Genomic DNA, 13,908 nt, shown 5'->3' on the forward strand with positions numbered 1-13,908 from the left:
TGTTCAAAATTGCAAAACATACCATTACAAACTCTGCACAGTGAAACCCCTTACAAAACTATCAATAAGCCGTTATACTAAGGTCATAAGATGACCATCGAATTAATAGCCGTATAATTTTGCAAAAATAATCTTGAAGGCAAAAGAAAGTAAGGGGGATCCCCATGGTATTGGATAAAAGACGTGCACACTTATTATCCATCATTCAACAATCTACTGATCCCATCCCGACAAAAGAGCTGGTTGCAAAAATGAACGTGTCGCAACGCACCGTTTATTATGATCTCGATCAGATCAACAGCTGGTTAGAGGATCAGGAATTAGCACCGATTGAAAGCAAGCATGGCGCAGGGGTTTATCTGCCTGAGTCATCAAAAACGAAATTGAATCTTCAAAAGGATGCGGGGTTTGAGGATTGGCAATATCAATTATCGAAAGAAGAACGGGAAGTGCTCATCAAAGCGAAAATATTGTTAGAAGAACAGGATGCCTCGATGCAGAGCTTCATGGATATGACGAGCATGAGCCGGGGAACGGTCGCTAAAGTTCTTAAAGTCATTAAAGACGAATTCAGACAGGCAGGGCTGAAGCTGTATTATCAGAAAGGTGCCGGCTACCGATTGAGTGGCCGGGAGGAAGCGAAAAGGAAGATGCTTTCCGATATCCTGGCCGTCATTTTTTCTCATCCGGAATGGCAGCATGTCCGCCATGAAATTAATCAGATGATCGAACCGGGAGCCGAGGAATCGTCCCAGGAGACAGATCAGCGGCTTACGGTAAGAAATCTTCTTTATGAAGCGGAACAAACATTAGGATTGACGTTGACCGATGAGATGGTGGAGATTCTATCTCTGCAAATCTTAATGATTATGAAGCGAATCCAATTACAGAAGTATATCGTGGTGGAAGAAGAAGAAAAACAGGTGCTGCAGCAGACGGAAGCATATCAGGCATCCCTGCTCATTACGAATAAACTGAAAGAATTATGGGAGATTTCCTTCCCGGATGATGAAATTTGCTTCATTACTATGAATCTATTAGGCTCCAAGGTCCAGCACGATGACTTCAGCCGTTATACGGAACGTGAACTGTCCGGGCTGCGGAATGTGGTTCGGGAAATGATAGCTGACTTCCAATTGTATTCCTGTGTCGTGTTTGATGATAAAAAAGGGCTTGAGGAAAACCTGATTTCTCATATCAAGCCGACGTATTACCGTTTGAAGTACGGTGTGACAATTGCCAATGACTTAGCTGATCGTATTCAGGAAAATTATCCGGACATTTTCCACTTGACGAAACGCGTGATGAAGCATTTAGAGCTTTATGTTGGAGAGACAATCCCCGATGAAGAGACGGCTTATATAACACTCCACTTTGGTGGGTGGCTGACAAAAGAGAAAAAACAGGTCGAAACGAAATTCAAAGCGATCATAGTTTGTGAAAACGGGATTGGAACCTCCAACATGCTGCGCACCCAATTGGAAAATCTGATTGTCGGTTTGAATGTAACGAGGACCATGTCCATCAGGGAATACCAAGCGATCGAACCTGATGCAAACGTTATTTTTTCTACCAATTATATTAAGGCAAAAGAAATTCCTGTCATCCATGTTCCAGCAATCCTGACCAATCTTGAAAAGGAACAGATTATGCGACGGATGAATGAGCTTTTCCATTCGAAGCATCAGGAGAAGGATTCGACGGATCTGCTGATGGATGTGATTGAACGCTATGCAACTATTCACCAGAAAGAAGAACTGAAAAGTGAACTGGTCCATCTTTTAGAACAAAATACCCCGCTGACAAAGGAGCTGCGAAAGCCTATGCTCAACGAGCTATTAACGGAACAAACGATACACTTCAAAGATCATGTCTCCAGCTGGGAGGAAGCTATTAAAACAGCTGCTCAACCCCTGATTGAACAGCAGGCGATTCGACCTGAGTATATTCAGGCGATGATTGATAATGTTAATGAATTGGGGCCTTATATCGTCATTGCCCCGGGAATCGCAATTCCCCATGCCCGACCTGAAGCAGGAGTAGAAAAACTTGGAATGAGTTTTCTAAGACTGAAAAATCCTGTTTATTTTTCAGATAAAGAAAAACACCGGGCCCAGCTGGTCATCGTCCTGGCGGCAATTGATAATCAAACCCACTTAAAAGCATTAGCTCAGCTCACGGAGATGTTATCCAATGATGAAAATGTCGAGCAGCTAATTGCAGCTAGTGACCCGAAGCATGTGATCGAAATCGTAGACGAAACTGTGGAAGTTTAAAAAAATGAGGAGGAATCGGAAATGAAAAAAGTATTAGTGGTATGTGGAAATGGTTTAGGAAGCAGCATGATTGTCGAGATGAATGTGAAAGCGGCACTGAAGGAAATGGGGAAAGAAGCAGAAGTGTCCCATACAGACTTGACGACAGCAAAGACGGAACAAGCAGACCTCTTCTTAGGTTCCGAGGATATTGTCGGAAGCCTGGAAGATGGAAATAAAAATGTAGTGAAACTGAAAAACCTGATGGATAAAAATGAGCTCCGTGAAGCATTAGAAAAAAATATGTAAGAGGCGACGGGAATTAAATCTAAAACAAAGGAGCGTTACACATGATTGATTTAATAATGAAGGATGTCTTAGGAACCCCTGCCATACTTGTCGGTTTATTCGCGCTGATCGGACTGCTTGTGCAACGCAAAGATATCGGAGATGTTGTCTCAGGAACACTGAAAACCGTGATGGGCTTTGTGATTCTTGGGGCCGGGGCGAATGTACTTGTCCAGTCCCTGGGTCAGTTCAGCAGCATGTTCAATGAAGCGTTTTCCGTAGACGGAGTAATCCCGAACAATGAAGCCATCGTCGCCCTCGCGCAGGAAAGCTTTGGTACAGAGACGGCAATGACCATGCTGTTCGGTATGGTTGTCAATATTCTTCTCGCCCGCTTCGGTCCCTTCAAATATATCTTTCTGACTGGTCACCATACGATGTTCATGGCCTGCTTAATCGCTGTTATTTTAATCACAGGCGGATTTTCCGGAGCATCTATGATCATCCTGGGCTCGATCATCCTTGGTTCCCTGATGGTTTTATCCCCAGCTATGCTGCAGCCGTTCACTCGTAAAATTACGGGTTCGGATGACTTTGCCATCGGCCACTTCGGTTCATTCGGCTATCTGGTTTCCGCTTTAGTAGGAAAAGCTGTCGGAAAAGGCTCGAAATCAACCGAAGAAATTAAAGTACCGAAATCCCTCAGCTTTCTAAGAGACACATCCGTTTCCGTGTCCCTGACGATGGCCATCCTCTTCTTTGTCGTCGCAGGTGCTGCCGGACCGGCCTTCGTTGAAGGTGAATTGAGCGGCGGACAGAACTTTCTTGTCTTCGCCTTTATGCAAGGACTTACATTCGCTGCTGGTGTCTACATCATTTTAGCTGGTGTGCGTATGCTATTAGGTGAAATTGTACCCGCCTTTAAAGGTATTGCGGACAAGGTTGTTCCAAATGCCAAACCAGCATTGGACTGTCCTGCTATCTTCCCATTCGCAGGAAACGCAGTTATCATCGGATTTTTCTTCAGCTTTATTGCCGGTCTGGTCAGTATGCTATTCCTGCCGTTGCTGGGATTGAAAGTCATCGTGCCGGGACTGGTCCCTCATTTCTTCACCGGTGCAGCTGCCGGAGTGTTCGGGAACGCAACCGGCGGAAGAAAAGGAGCGATCATTGGTTCGATGGCCAATGGCGCCATCATCAGCTTCTTGCCAGCACTGTTGCTGCCGGTACTTGGCTCGCTCGGATTCCAGGGAACAACCTTCGGAGATGCTGACTTCGGTGTCGTAGGTATTGTCCTTGGTAACCTGATCCGCATCGTAGAAGCGAACAGTATCATATTCGCAGCTGTTTTAGTCATCATAGGAATTCTTTTCTTCCTCGGCTCCAGATCGAAAACCAATGAGGAAGAGGACAGTACAGATGTAGCTTAATAACTTTTTAAAATCCCTTCCTGAAAGCCAGGGAGGGATATTTTATGCTGTTATCAATCCTAATCCATTCTATTATCAGTTTCTCATTAATATAGAGGTTCACCATTTCCAGCCTTTAAAAATATGGGCAGATGAATCAATTTATGGATGAATGTACCCGAAGCTGCAAAAAAATGAATAGGATGAGGGTGTATATCAAGGAGGCGAATGACATGTATTATTATGATCCTTATCAACCGCTAGCTAACCCTTATCCTCGCCAGCAAAATAGCGGTCAAGGTCCAATGGTGTGCTTTCCTAAGGACAGTGCGCCACAAATTGAAGGAGGAATGGAAGGGACTATCGGCGAAGACGAACTCTCTGTCATCTGTTATCCTGTCCCGGCACAGGGAGCACCTGGGGGAAGCGGGCAAGGCACCGGACAAGGAAACGGCCAAGAAAATGGTCAAGGAAACGGTGGGCAGCAAGGAATACCATACGGTGATATATTGGAACAATTTCCACTGCCGGGTCAGGGCAATGGTGGAGGAACCGGCCAAGGTCAGGGAAGTGGTATGCCAGGCGGTATGATGCCGCAGCTTCCATTTCCGGGCCAGGGAGGAACCGGTCAAGGCGGCATGCCTGGATTTCCAGGACCCGGCCAGGGTATGCCAGGTATTGGACCAGGTAATGGTCAAGGCGGTATGCCGGGCGGAGGCATGATGCCTGGATTCCCAGGGGCTGGCCAAGGGCAAGGCAGCATGATGCCAGGGCAGCAAAATAGGCATGGGTGTAATTCGTATTTTAATCCGGGCAGCACTTATTATTGGTAAAGATATTTTGATTAAAAAAGTGTCTGACATCCTGTGAGTTATCGCGTAATTTCACTCGGGGCCAGGCACTTTTTGTTATTTACCGATGGAAAGAGGTACAAATATATCTCAGCTTGGATGGAGAGATACCATGTTTCACCCCAGGTCCTCCAGTTAATGGAAAATGACGCCGAGGAATCTTTAATTTAAATTTTTCAGCTTTCTGTATAATGTAGTTCTTCCGATACCAAGAATTCTTGCGGTCTGTGAAATATTCCCTTCAGTTTTTTTCAGGGTTTCATTAATGGTCTGTAGTTCAGATTCTTTGAGCGAACTGATCGTTTTTTTCTGATTCAAGTCAGTAAGAATATAGTGTGGAAAGTGAGTGGGTTCGATATGCCGGGTCTCGGTTAAAAAAGCAGCTTGTCGCAATGCACCAATTAACTGACGAACATTTCCCGGCCAGTCGTAGCTGCTTATCAATTGTTTAGTATCAGTAGAGAGATTGAGGATCTTCTTATTCAATTCTTTTTGAATAATTTCCAGGAGAAATTCAGCTATATTCAGCTTATCAGTACGTTCGCGCAGCGGTGGCAAGTTAATATGTAGATTTTGTAATCGATAAAACAAATCTGCCCGAAAACTTCCCTCCTGAACCTTTTCCCATAAATCTTCGTTCGTAGCTGCAATTATGCGGATATCAAGTTGAAGAGGCTTGGTTCCCCCAACTCGGGTAATTGTATTATCATTCAATACACGCAGTAAAACCACTTGCATCTCAGGCGGCATTTCGGAAATTTCATCAAGAAATAATGTTCCGCCTTCAGCCATCTCGAATTTTCCAGGCTTCCCTGATTGCTTGGCTCCCGTGAAAGCCCCTGCTTCGTAACCAAACAATTCGCTTTCCAGCAAGGAGTTGGTGATGGCGCCGCAATTAACAGCTATGAACGGTTGATGAGACCGGTCGCTGGAATGGTGGATGGCCTGACTCACCAGGTCCTTCCCTGTGCCACTTTCCCCGGTAACCAGGATGGTATAGTCGGTGCTGGCGGCTTTTTTGGCAAGTTCTATGGCAGCATTAAACTTTTGGTCACATCCGAAGATTTGATCGAATCTACATAGGGAGGATTGGTTTCCTTGTAGATGTTTTTTGCTTGTTTGTTGGCTCTTTCCCGAGATGTATTTGCGTTTGTCATACAATATCTGTGATTTCCATATGAGCTGATTATTCCTTTTACTTTTGAGAGATAAAAAATTGTGAGAAGATAAAATGCTTGAACGCTTGAGAAGCGGTTTAACATTAGAGAAGATCTCGGAAAGGTGGATATTTCCAAGCGACTGATGATCAATATCAATGATTTCTTTTGCCTCCCGGTTGACGCCTGTTAAAACCCCGTCGTCATCCACTGCAAGCAAGGCCTGTCGATAAAGATTGTCTTCGGAATTCAAAGAGATGATCAGGTGGTTGTTCGAATCTTCAATTAGAATACGATCCTCTATTTCTCTGGCAGCTACATCTACGATACCAAGGATATGGGGATGATAATTTTTATAATGGCCACTGATGTTTAGTACAGCACATAGCTTTCCAGAGGAATCAAAAATCGGTGAGGCAGCACAGTATAGACGATGGTTTCTTTCCAAATAATGTTCTTTTCCTACTACAACTAACGGTTTTTTCTCAATAATGACCGTACCTACAGAATTCGTACCCTGCACCTGTTCTGACCAACAGGCTCCCCTGTGTACATGAATTGCTTGCATATCTTTTAAGAACCTCACATCACCCTTGGCTTCCAATACATATCCTGAGGGATTACAAATATTAACAATAGAGCTGGTCCCCTTCAACCACCTGGCCAAACGATCCATGGTAGGAATTATTTTCTGAAAAAGGGTTTTATATTGTTCTCTATAAATCTTGAATTCCGAGTCCTCAATAATTGCTTCTCCAGCAATTGAGGGATCCACATTCTGCATTTGACTTCGTTCCCAGGATTCTTTTAACCATATAGCTTCATTTTGTGGCATCATTTTCACCCTTTCCACAATAAATAATACTGATATCAAAATATTACCATAATTTTCAGACATTTTACTACATTATATTGGAAATATTTCAATAGCGTTGTTCCAAACTGGAACAGTTGTACCATTTTGGAACATTCAATTATTTATGTCCCCTTGGAATAGAAGGGTTGAGAGTTGGCATGAATTTTGCAATCAATTTAGGTTGAGACAAGTTCTAAATAGTCAGAAGGAGGTTGATCGTAGTAAAATTTGTAAGCGTTTTCTGTTAGGTGGATTGTTTAGCTCGATCAATCGATTCACTGCCAATCTTGGGTGCATCAGGACTGTTAGCTAATGGATAGTAAAGAATAGGAAACACAAATGCTGTATACGAAAAAGGATGGTGGAAATGAAAGCACTAGTTTTAGAAGAATTTAAAAAACCTTTGACAGTTAGGAATATGGAAGATCCTGAGCTTTCACCAGAAGGGGTGATTGTCCGCGTAGAAGCCAATGGCGTATGCCGTAGTGACTGGCATGCCTGGCAGGGGGATTGGGATTGGATTGGAATCGAAATTCCACTGCCACATGTATTAGGACATGAGTTTTCTGGAGTGGTCGAGGAAGTCGGGAAAGACGTAAAAAATTTCAAAGCAGGAGACCGTGTTATCGTTCCATTTACTATTGGTGACGGCACATGTCCTTATTGTCAAAGCGGCCATCATAACATCTGTGAAAATATTCAGATGCCTGGGTTTACATCTTGGGGCGGTTATGGTCAGTTTGCCCATGTACCGAATGCAGATACGAATTTAGTCCGGCTTCCTGAAAATATCAGCTTTGTGGAAGCGGCGGGTATGGGATGTCGTTTTATGACTGCCTTTCATGGGGTGACTGATCAGGCGCGTGTAGGTGCCGGAGAATGGGTTGCTGTCCATGGTTGCGGAGGCGTAGGGTTATCCTCGGTTCAAATCGCCACGGCTCTTGGTGCTAATGTCATTGCGGTAGACATCGCTGATGATAAGTTAGAATTTGCGAAAAAACTAGGTGCAGTCGCAACAGTGAATGCTAAAAAAGAAAATGTTCCAGAGGCGATTCAACATATTACAAAGGGTGGTGCCAATGTATCGATTGATGCACTGGGTATTCAACAAACTTGCCAGGCTTCTGTCAGCAGTCTGCGCAAGCGGGGAAGACACTTGCAAATTGGGTTGACGACCAGAGAGGAAGAAGGCATGATTCCACTTCCCATTGACCTGATCGTTCAGTATGAAATCGAAGTAATTGGATCCCTTGGCATGCAGCCTTCCAGATATCCATATATGCTTGAAATGGTGGAAAAAGGCAAGTTAAGTCCTAAATCTTTGATTACCAATACCATCCCGTTGGAAGAAGCACCCAGAATTTTTAATGAAATGCAAACCTATGAAAATATCGGAGTGACGGTAGTAGATAAATGGTAGATAATTAGTCGGCATGTTGACAGAGCCGACTTAACCCCACCTTGCCATAAACTTCAATTTAATGTAATTCCTACTAAATAAAACGAAGGAGGAAGGAATCGTATGAGTCAATTAGCTGTCGATTTAAGGGAAAGAGTGGAAAATTTTCTATCTGGTAATAAAAGGCTATTTATCAATGGAGAGTTTGTGGAAAGTGTCTCCGGAAAGACTTTTGAAAGCTATAATCCAGCAACGGGAGAAGTGTTAGCTCATGTGTCTGAAGCAGGACCGGAAGACATTGATTCAGCCGTCAAAGCAGCCAGAAAAGCTTTTGACGAAGGTCCCTGGTCTAAAATGGGGACAGCAGAGAGAAGCCGCTTAATGTATAAACTCGCGGATCTGATGGAAGAACATAAGGACGATCTTGCTCAGTTGGAAACATTGGATAACGGCAAACCGATCAGGGAAACGACACACGGAGATGTACCGCTGGCTATCGAGCATATGCGTTATTTTGCAGGGTGGTCTACCAAAATTGTCGGCCAGACTATTCCAGTAAACGGACCGTTTTTAAATTATACCCGCCATGAAGCTGTCGGTGTAGTTGGGCAGATCATTCCGTGGAACTTCCCGTTATTAATGGCGATGTGGAAATTGGGTGCTGCTCTGGCAACGGGGTGTACCGTCGTATTAAAACCGGCTGAACAGACACCTCTTTCTGCTCTTTACCTGGGAAAGCTGGCTCAGGAGGCTGGTTTCCCGGAAGGGGTTATTAATATTGTTCCTGGATTTGGAGAAACTGCAGGCCAGCCACTTGTCGATCACCCGGAAGTGAACAAAATCGCCTTTACAGGTTCTACTGTAGTCGGAAAGCAAATTATGGAAAGGGCTTCCAAAACTTTAAAACGCGTCACACTGGAATTAGGCGGGAAGTCTCCGAATATCATCTTACCTGATGCGGATTTGAATCAAGCGATTCCAGGTGCCCTGAATGGCGTCATGTTCAACCAGGGTCAAGTATGTAGTGCAGGTTCCCGTGTATTTGTACAAAAGAAACATTTTGATAATGTCGTTGCTGATATGGTCAGTCATGCAGAAAAAATTAAGCAGGGAGCAGGGATTCATCAGGACACAGAAATTGGTCCACTGGTTTCTACCGAACAACAGGACCGGGTATTAGGCTATATAGAAAAAGGAAGAGATGAAGGTGCGGAACTATTAGTCGGGGGTAGTAAGCCATCCGAACAAGGCTATTTTGTATCTCCAACTATATTTGCCAATGTACAGGATGAAATGACGATTGCCAAAGAAGAAATTTTTGGCCCAGTCATTTCAGCCATGCCTTATGATGATTTGGATGAGCTGATCAACCGGGCCAATGACAGTGACTATGGTCTTGCTGCTGGTGTTTGGACTAGAGATGTAGGAAAAGCCCATTATATTGCTGATAATCTTAAAGCAGGTACGGTATGGGTAAACTGTTACAACGCTTTTGATGCTGCTTCACCATTTGGTGGGTACAAGCAATCCGGTATCGGCCGAGAGATGGGATCCTATGCGCTGGAGAATTATACTGAAGTGAAAAGTGTCTGGGTTTCAAAAATATAATTGATTAGAAAAGAGTGCCTGCCCCCACCCTATGAGTTAACGCTTTACTGCAGTGGGGGTCAGGCGTTTTTTTTAAAAAATCAGAAAATGGACTGGACGAGTCTATCAAAATAGTTTAGTGTAATATATGAAGCGTTTACCAAAAACTGCATAAAAATATTCACTAGGGGTGCCTTTCCTTAAAGGCTGAGATCAAAGTATTACTTTGGGACCCTCGGAACCTGATCTGGCTTGAAACACCAGCGGAGGAAAGTGACGACGTTGGGCTTCATGAAAGAGAAACTCTATGTATCTTTCATGATTGCCAACTAAAGTAAATGGTACATACCACTTTTCCTCCGGGGGAAGTGGTATTTTTTATGGCTTAAAGGTGGGGTGGTATGAAACTGGTGGCAGTGACGAATGGAAGGGTGGAAGCGGGGGCCTGGTCAAGGGTCAAGGAAATTGAACCATTGGTAGATTCCATTATTTTAAGAGAACCACACATGGGTGATGCTGACTATCAGGCAATGGTGGAGAAGTTAATCGCAAGCGGGGCTGATAGGGACAAGCTGTGTATCCATAGTCGAGTAGAGATAGCCTGTAAGACAGGTGTTCCCAACCTGCATCTCAAAGAAAAGGGCTCCGGGGTGAAGAGTGTGAAACAGGCGCATCCTTTTCTGAAGGTCGGGATTTCGGTTCATTCGCTTCAAGCGGCAAGACAGGCGGAGGCGGAAGGTGCCGATTATGTGATGTTTGGTCATGTTTATGCTACGAACAGCAAAAAAGGACTGGAGCCTAGGGGCATCGACGAGCTCAAATATATCACTTCCTCAATTGATATTCCTGTTATCGCGATTGGCGGTATCACTCCCGATAAATTGCAGGAACTACAGGGGATAAGTGCCGCGGGGATTGCCGTCATGTCAGGGATATTCGGGGATGCACACCCGCTTCAGGCTGTAAAAAGGTATGTAAAGGAGCTAACGATCCATGAGAGATCATTATGATGTGGCGATTATTGGCGGCGGCATCATCGGTCATGCAATTTCCTACTATTTAAACAAGAGTGGAGTCCGCGCTGTCGTAATCGAAAAAGGGGCAAGTGGAAGCAAAGCTACGAAAGCAGCTGCGGGGATGCTTGGGGTTCATACGGAGCACCAGGCATCAGACAGCTACCATCAATTTTGTCAGCACAGCAGAAATTTATATCAGGATTTAAGCAAGGAACTTCATGCATTAACAGCGATCGATATCGGGCTTTCACCATTTGGAATGATGGAAATCGCGATGAATGAAACGCATAAACAGGAACTGCTTGAGAAAAAGCATGCGTTCACCTCCCTGGAATGGCTGGATGCAGAACAGGTTAGAGATAAAGTTTCGGCTCTTCCACAAGAGGTATCCGGGGCATTATATATGAGCAAGGATGGTCATGTTGAACCAGCAGCAACTTGCGAGGCCTTGAAACGAGCGGCCTTACTTCATGGCGGCGACTTATTGGAAAACACGAATGTCCTTGAAATCACCAAAACGGAGGACATTTTCACTGTGCAATTAGAAAACGCTTCCTTAGCAGCAAGTCATGTCGTGGCAGCTTCTGGATCGGACAGTGGACGGTGGTTTGAAGCGGCAGGAATGGCTAATCCGATCGTGCCTGTAAAAGGGGAATGCTTTTCGATTAAACCAGGCAGGCATTATTTTAAGGAAGCTTTGTTCTTTAAGGATTTTTACATCGTCCCTAAACCCGATGGGCGGTATATCGTTGGGGCGACGTCCAATACTGGCGATTTAAGTACGGGTACAACCGCCGGGGGATTGGCGGATCTGATGCATCGTGTGTTTGCTGTATTTCCAGAACTGAAAAAAGAACCGATGCAGGAGTTCTGGTCAGGAGTCCGGCCAGGGTCTGTCGATGGTTTGCCGATTATCGGGGAGCACCCTGCAGTTACGGGATTTTACTTTGCCACCGGTCACTATCGAAATGGCATTCTACTGGCACCTGCTACCGGGCGAATGATGAAGGATCTGATTACGAAACAGGACGTACGCCAGGATTTTCGGGAGATGCTTTCCCCTGAACGTTTTGAAAAGGAAAGGAGCATTCAGTTATGAATATACAACTGAACGGGAGAATGATTGACTTACCTGACAATGTCACCACAGTCTCGGAACTCCTCGATTCTTATGACATCCAGAAAAAGATCTCAGTGGTCGAGCAAAATAAAGAAATTATCCATAAAGAGGACTATGGAGAGACGAAGCTTGCTGACGGAGACAGGATTGAAATCGTACATTTTGTTGGAGGAGGATGAACATGTTAACGATTGGTGAAAAGACATTCCGTTCAAGATTGATGCTGGGCACTGGGAAATATCCGAGTTTTGCCATGCAAAAAGAAGCGGTGGCTGCTTCGGAAACGGAAATTCTAACGTTTGCTGTCAGGAGAATGAATATTTTTGATGAAGATGAACCGAACCTGCTGGAAGAACTGGACCTGGAAAAATACAGCCTGCTCCCGAACACGGCTGGTGCCAAAACGGCGGAAGAGGCAGTCAGGATTGCCCGCCTTGCCCGTGCATCCGGTTTATGTGACATGATCAAAGTCGAAGTGATCGGCTGTGACAGATCACTTTTACCTGATCCATTTGAAACGATAAAAGCTTCCGAGCAGCTGTTGGAGGAAGGATTCACAGTACTCACCTATACGTCGGACGATGTCGTGTTAGCGAAACGATTAGAAGAAGCCGGCGTTCATGCGGTTATGCCTGGAGCTTCTCCTATCGGCTCGGGAAGGGGGATCATCAATGAGATGAATCTGCAATTCATCATCGAACAGTCTGAGATCCCGGTCATCGTCGATGCAGGAATCGGCTCTCCAAAGGACGCCGCCCATGCGATGGAGCTAGGGGCTGATGGTGTCCTATTGAATACTGCCGTGTCTGGTGCTGATGATCCGGTCAAAATGGCAGAGGCCATGAAACTCGCCATTCAGGCAGGAAGACTTGGGTATGAGGCGGGAAGAATCGAGAAGAAGGCCTATGGAATAAAAAGCAGTCCGGAAAGCGGGCTGGTCACCTGATGGCTGAACGGTACTCCCGCCAGGAACGTTTTGCCCCGATCGGGAAAGAAGGACAAACTCGCTTAGCTGAAAAACAGGTACTCATCGTTGGAGCAGGCGCCTTAGGCTGTGCCAATGCTGAAATGCTGGCGAGGGCAGGTATTGGAAAGATCACGATCATCGACCGCGACTATATCGAATGGAGCAACCTGGGCAGGCAGCAATTGTACACGGAAGAAGACGCTGCAAGCTCGAGGGCGAAAGCAAAAGCTGCGGAAGCCAGGCTGAAAGCGATCAACTCCAGTATAGAAGTAGAAGGCATCGCAGAGGAATTTGACCCGGAAAATGCAGAGCTGTTGATGAAAGATGTAGATATGGTGATCGATGGAACTGATAATTTTGACACTCGGTTTATCATCAATGACGCTGCTTGTAAGTATAAAGTTCCGTGGATCTATGGCGGGTGTGTCAAAAGCCATGGCATCTCGCTTTCCATCCTGCCGGGTCAATCACCATGTCTCCAATGTCTGATCGATCAGCTTCCACAGGACGGAGAAACCTGTGAGACAGCTGGAATTATCGGGCCTGCTGTCCAAATGACCGCCGCCTATCAGACGTCAGAATGCCTGAGGTTTCTTACCGGTCACCCGATGTCGACGCATTTGGTTTCTTTTGATGTCTGGGGGAGGGAATACAGTGCGATTGATGTAGCAAAACTCAAGGATCCACAATGTGCTTCCTGCTCTGATGCCGCCCAGTTCACCTATTTAAAAAAGGAAAAAGGCATCCGTACCGCCGTCCTTTGCGGAAGGGATACGGTCCAGGTCAGACCAGGGCGGAAAGAAAACGTCAATTTCGAGCGATTAGCCCGGCGGATCGAACCGCTTGCCGGGGAACCCAAGGTGAATGAGGTACTCCTCCGGTTTCAAATGGAAGAAAAGAGGTTCGTCGTTTTTAAAGACGGAAGAACGTTGATCCATGGTGTGGATGATGTACAGGAAGCGAAAAAATTGTATCACCGATATGTAAAAGCGTGAATTGAAAA

General features: G+C 45.2%; 12 protein-coding genes and 1 riboswitch. Of the genes, 11 read left to right on the top strand and 1 reads right to left on the bottom strand.

Annotation, left to right across the window (positions count from 1 at the left end; genetic code table 11):
- Nucleotides 1-164: 164 nt before the first annotated feature.
- The 4 genes from P855_RS0102935 to P855_RS21470 all read left to right on the top strand — a co-directional run bounded on the left by P855_RS0102935 (nucleotide 165) and on the right by P855_RS21470 (nucleotide 4,785).
- Nucleotides 165-2,276 carry a BglG family transcription antiterminator gene (locus P855_RS0102935; protein WP_028782187.1) on the top strand — a complete coding sequence of 704 codons (2,112 nt, stop codon included), beginning with the start codon at nucleotides 165-167 and terminating at the stop codon, nucleotides 2,274-2,276.
- A 21-nt stretch (nucleotides 2,277-2,297) separates the two neighbouring features.
- The gene (locus P855_RS0102940; RefSeq protein WP_028782188.1) at nucleotides 2,298-2,564 is read left to right on the top strand and encodes a PTS sugar transporter subunit IIB; all 267 of its coding nucleotides are present in this window, start codon (nucleotides 2,298-2,300) and stop codon (nucleotides 2,562-2,564) included.
- 41 nt (nucleotides 2,565-2,605) lie between these two features.
- On the top strand, nucleotides 2,606-3,973 hold the full coding sequence (locus tag P855_RS20315) for a PTS ascorbate transporter subunit IIC (protein WP_037985591.1): 1,368 nt from the start codon (nucleotides 2,606-2,608) through the stop codon (nucleotides 3,971-3,973).
- Nucleotides 3,974-4,185: 212 nt separating this feature from the next.
- A complete protein-coding gene (locus P855_RS21470; RefSeq protein WP_028782189.1) occupies nucleotides 4,186-4,785 on the top strand; it encodes a hypothetical protein in 600 nt (199 codons plus the stop codon).
- Between the two features lie 180 nt (nucleotides 4,786-4,965).
- Here P855_RS21470 and P855_RS20325 read toward each other — a convergent pair whose 3' ends face one another.
- Complete coding sequence (locus P855_RS20325) at nucleotides 4,966-6,795, bottom strand: sigma-54-dependent Fis family transcriptional regulator (RefSeq protein ID WP_235062602.1); 1,830 nt, start codon at nucleotides 6,793-6,795, stop codon at nucleotides 4,966-4,968.
- Nucleotides 6,796-7,183: 388 nt separating this feature from the next.
- Between P855_RS20325 and P855_RS0102970 the strand changes: the two genes are divergently transcribed.
- The 7 genes from P855_RS0102970 to P855_RS0103000 all read left to right on the top strand — a co-directional run bounded on the left by P855_RS0102970 (nucleotide 7,184) and on the right by P855_RS0103000 (nucleotide 13,900).
- Entirely contained in the window at nucleotides 7,184-8,236 is a 1,053-nt protein-coding gene (locus tag P855_RS0102970; RefSeq protein ID WP_028782192.1) for a zinc-dependent alcohol dehydrogenase family protein, read from the top strand.
- 102 nt (nucleotides 8,237-8,338) lie between these two features.
- Entirely contained in the window at nucleotides 8,339-9,823 is a 1,485-nt protein-coding gene (locus P855_RS0102975) for an aldehyde dehydrogenase family protein (RefSeq protein ID WP_028782193.1), read from the top strand.
- Between the two features lie 155 nt (nucleotides 9,824-9,978).
- Nucleotides 9,979-10,091, top strand: a riboswitch (TPP riboswitch).
- Nucleotides 10,092-10,203: 112 nt separating this feature from the next.
- A complete protein-coding gene (locus P855_RS0102980) occupies nucleotides 10,204-10,812 on the top strand; it encodes a thiamine phosphate synthase (RefSeq protein ID WP_028782194.1) in 609 nt (202 codons plus the stop codon).
- Nucleotides 10,796-11,917: a glycine oxidase ThiO gene (thiO, locus tag P855_RS0102985; RefSeq protein WP_028782195.1), complete on the top strand. Its 1,122-nt coding sequence runs from the start codon at nucleotides 10,796-10,798 to the stop codon at nucleotides 11,915-11,917. Before P855_RS0102980 ends, thiO begins: the two co-directional genes overlap by 17 nt.
- Entirely contained in the window at nucleotides 11,914-12,117 is a 204-nt protein-coding gene (gene thiS / locus P855_RS0102990) for a sulfur carrier protein ThiS (protein ID WP_028782196.1), read from the top strand. Before thiO ends, thiS begins: the two co-directional genes overlap by 4 nt.
- Nucleotides 12,114-12,884 carry a thiazole synthase gene (locus P855_RS0102995; RefSeq protein ID WP_152526171.1) on the top strand — a complete coding sequence of 257 codons (771 nt, stop codon included), beginning with the start codon at nucleotides 12,114-12,116 and terminating at the stop codon, nucleotides 12,882-12,884. The genes thiS and P855_RS0102995 overlap by 4 nt, the downstream gene beginning before the upstream one ends.
- Nucleotides 12,884-13,900, top strand: a complete 1,017-nt coding sequence (locus P855_RS0103000) for a ThiF family adenylyltransferase (protein WP_028782198.1) — start codon at nucleotides 12,884-12,886, stop codon at nucleotides 13,898-13,900. Before P855_RS0102995 ends, P855_RS0103000 begins: the two co-directional genes overlap by 1 nt.
- The last annotated feature ends 8 nt before the right edge of the window (nucleotides 13,901-13,908 follow it).

This window comes from Thalassobacillus devorans MSP14, assembly GCF_000496835.1.
GTDB classification, from domain to species: domain Bacteria; phylum Bacillota; class Bacilli; order Bacillales; family Halobacillaceae; genus Thalassobacillus; species Thalassobacillus devorans_B.

Coding starts and splice junctions, on each gene's coding strand:
- P855_RS0102935 (WP_028782187.1), top strand. CDS start 165: ATGGTATTGGATAAAAGACGTGCACACTTATTATCCATCATTCAACAA.
- P855_RS0102940 (WP_028782188.1), top strand. CDS start 2,298: ATGAAAAAAGTATTAGTGGTATGTGGAAATGGTTTAGGAAGCAGCATG.
- P855_RS20315 (WP_037985591.1), top strand. CDS start 2,606: ATGATTGATTTAATAATGAAGGATGTCTTAGGAACCCCTGCCATACTT.
- P855_RS21470 (WP_028782189.1), top strand. CDS start 4,186: ATGTATTATTATGATCCTTATCAACCGCTAGCTAACCCTTATCCTCGC.
- P855_RS20325 (WP_235062602.1), bottom strand. CDS start 6,795: ATGCCACAAAATGAAGCTATATGGTTAAAAGAATCCTGGGAACGAAGT.
- P855_RS0102970 (WP_028782192.1), top strand. CDS start 7,184: ATGAAAGCACTAGTTTTAGAAGAATTTAAAAAACCTTTGACAGTTAGG.
- P855_RS0102975 (WP_028782193.1), top strand. CDS start 8,339: ATGAGTCAATTAGCTGTCGATTTAAGGGAAAGAGTGGAAAATTTTCTA.
- P855_RS0102980 (WP_028782194.1), top strand. CDS start 10,204: ATGAAACTGGTGGCAGTGACGAATGGAAGGGTGGAAGCGGGGGCCTGG.
- thiO (WP_028782195.1), top strand. CDS start 10,796: ATGAGAGATCATTATGATGTGGCGATTATTGGCGGCGGCATCATCGGT.
- thiS (WP_028782196.1), top strand. CDS start 11,914: ATGAATATACAACTGAACGGGAGAATGATTGACTTACCTGACAATGTC.
- P855_RS0102995 (WP_152526171.1), top strand. CDS start 12,114: ATGAACATGTTAACGATTGGTGAAAAGACATTCCGTTCAAGATTGATG.
- P855_RS0103000 (WP_028782198.1), top strand. CDS start 12,884: ATGGCTGAACGGTACTCCCGCCAGGAACGTTTTGCCCCGATCGGGAAA.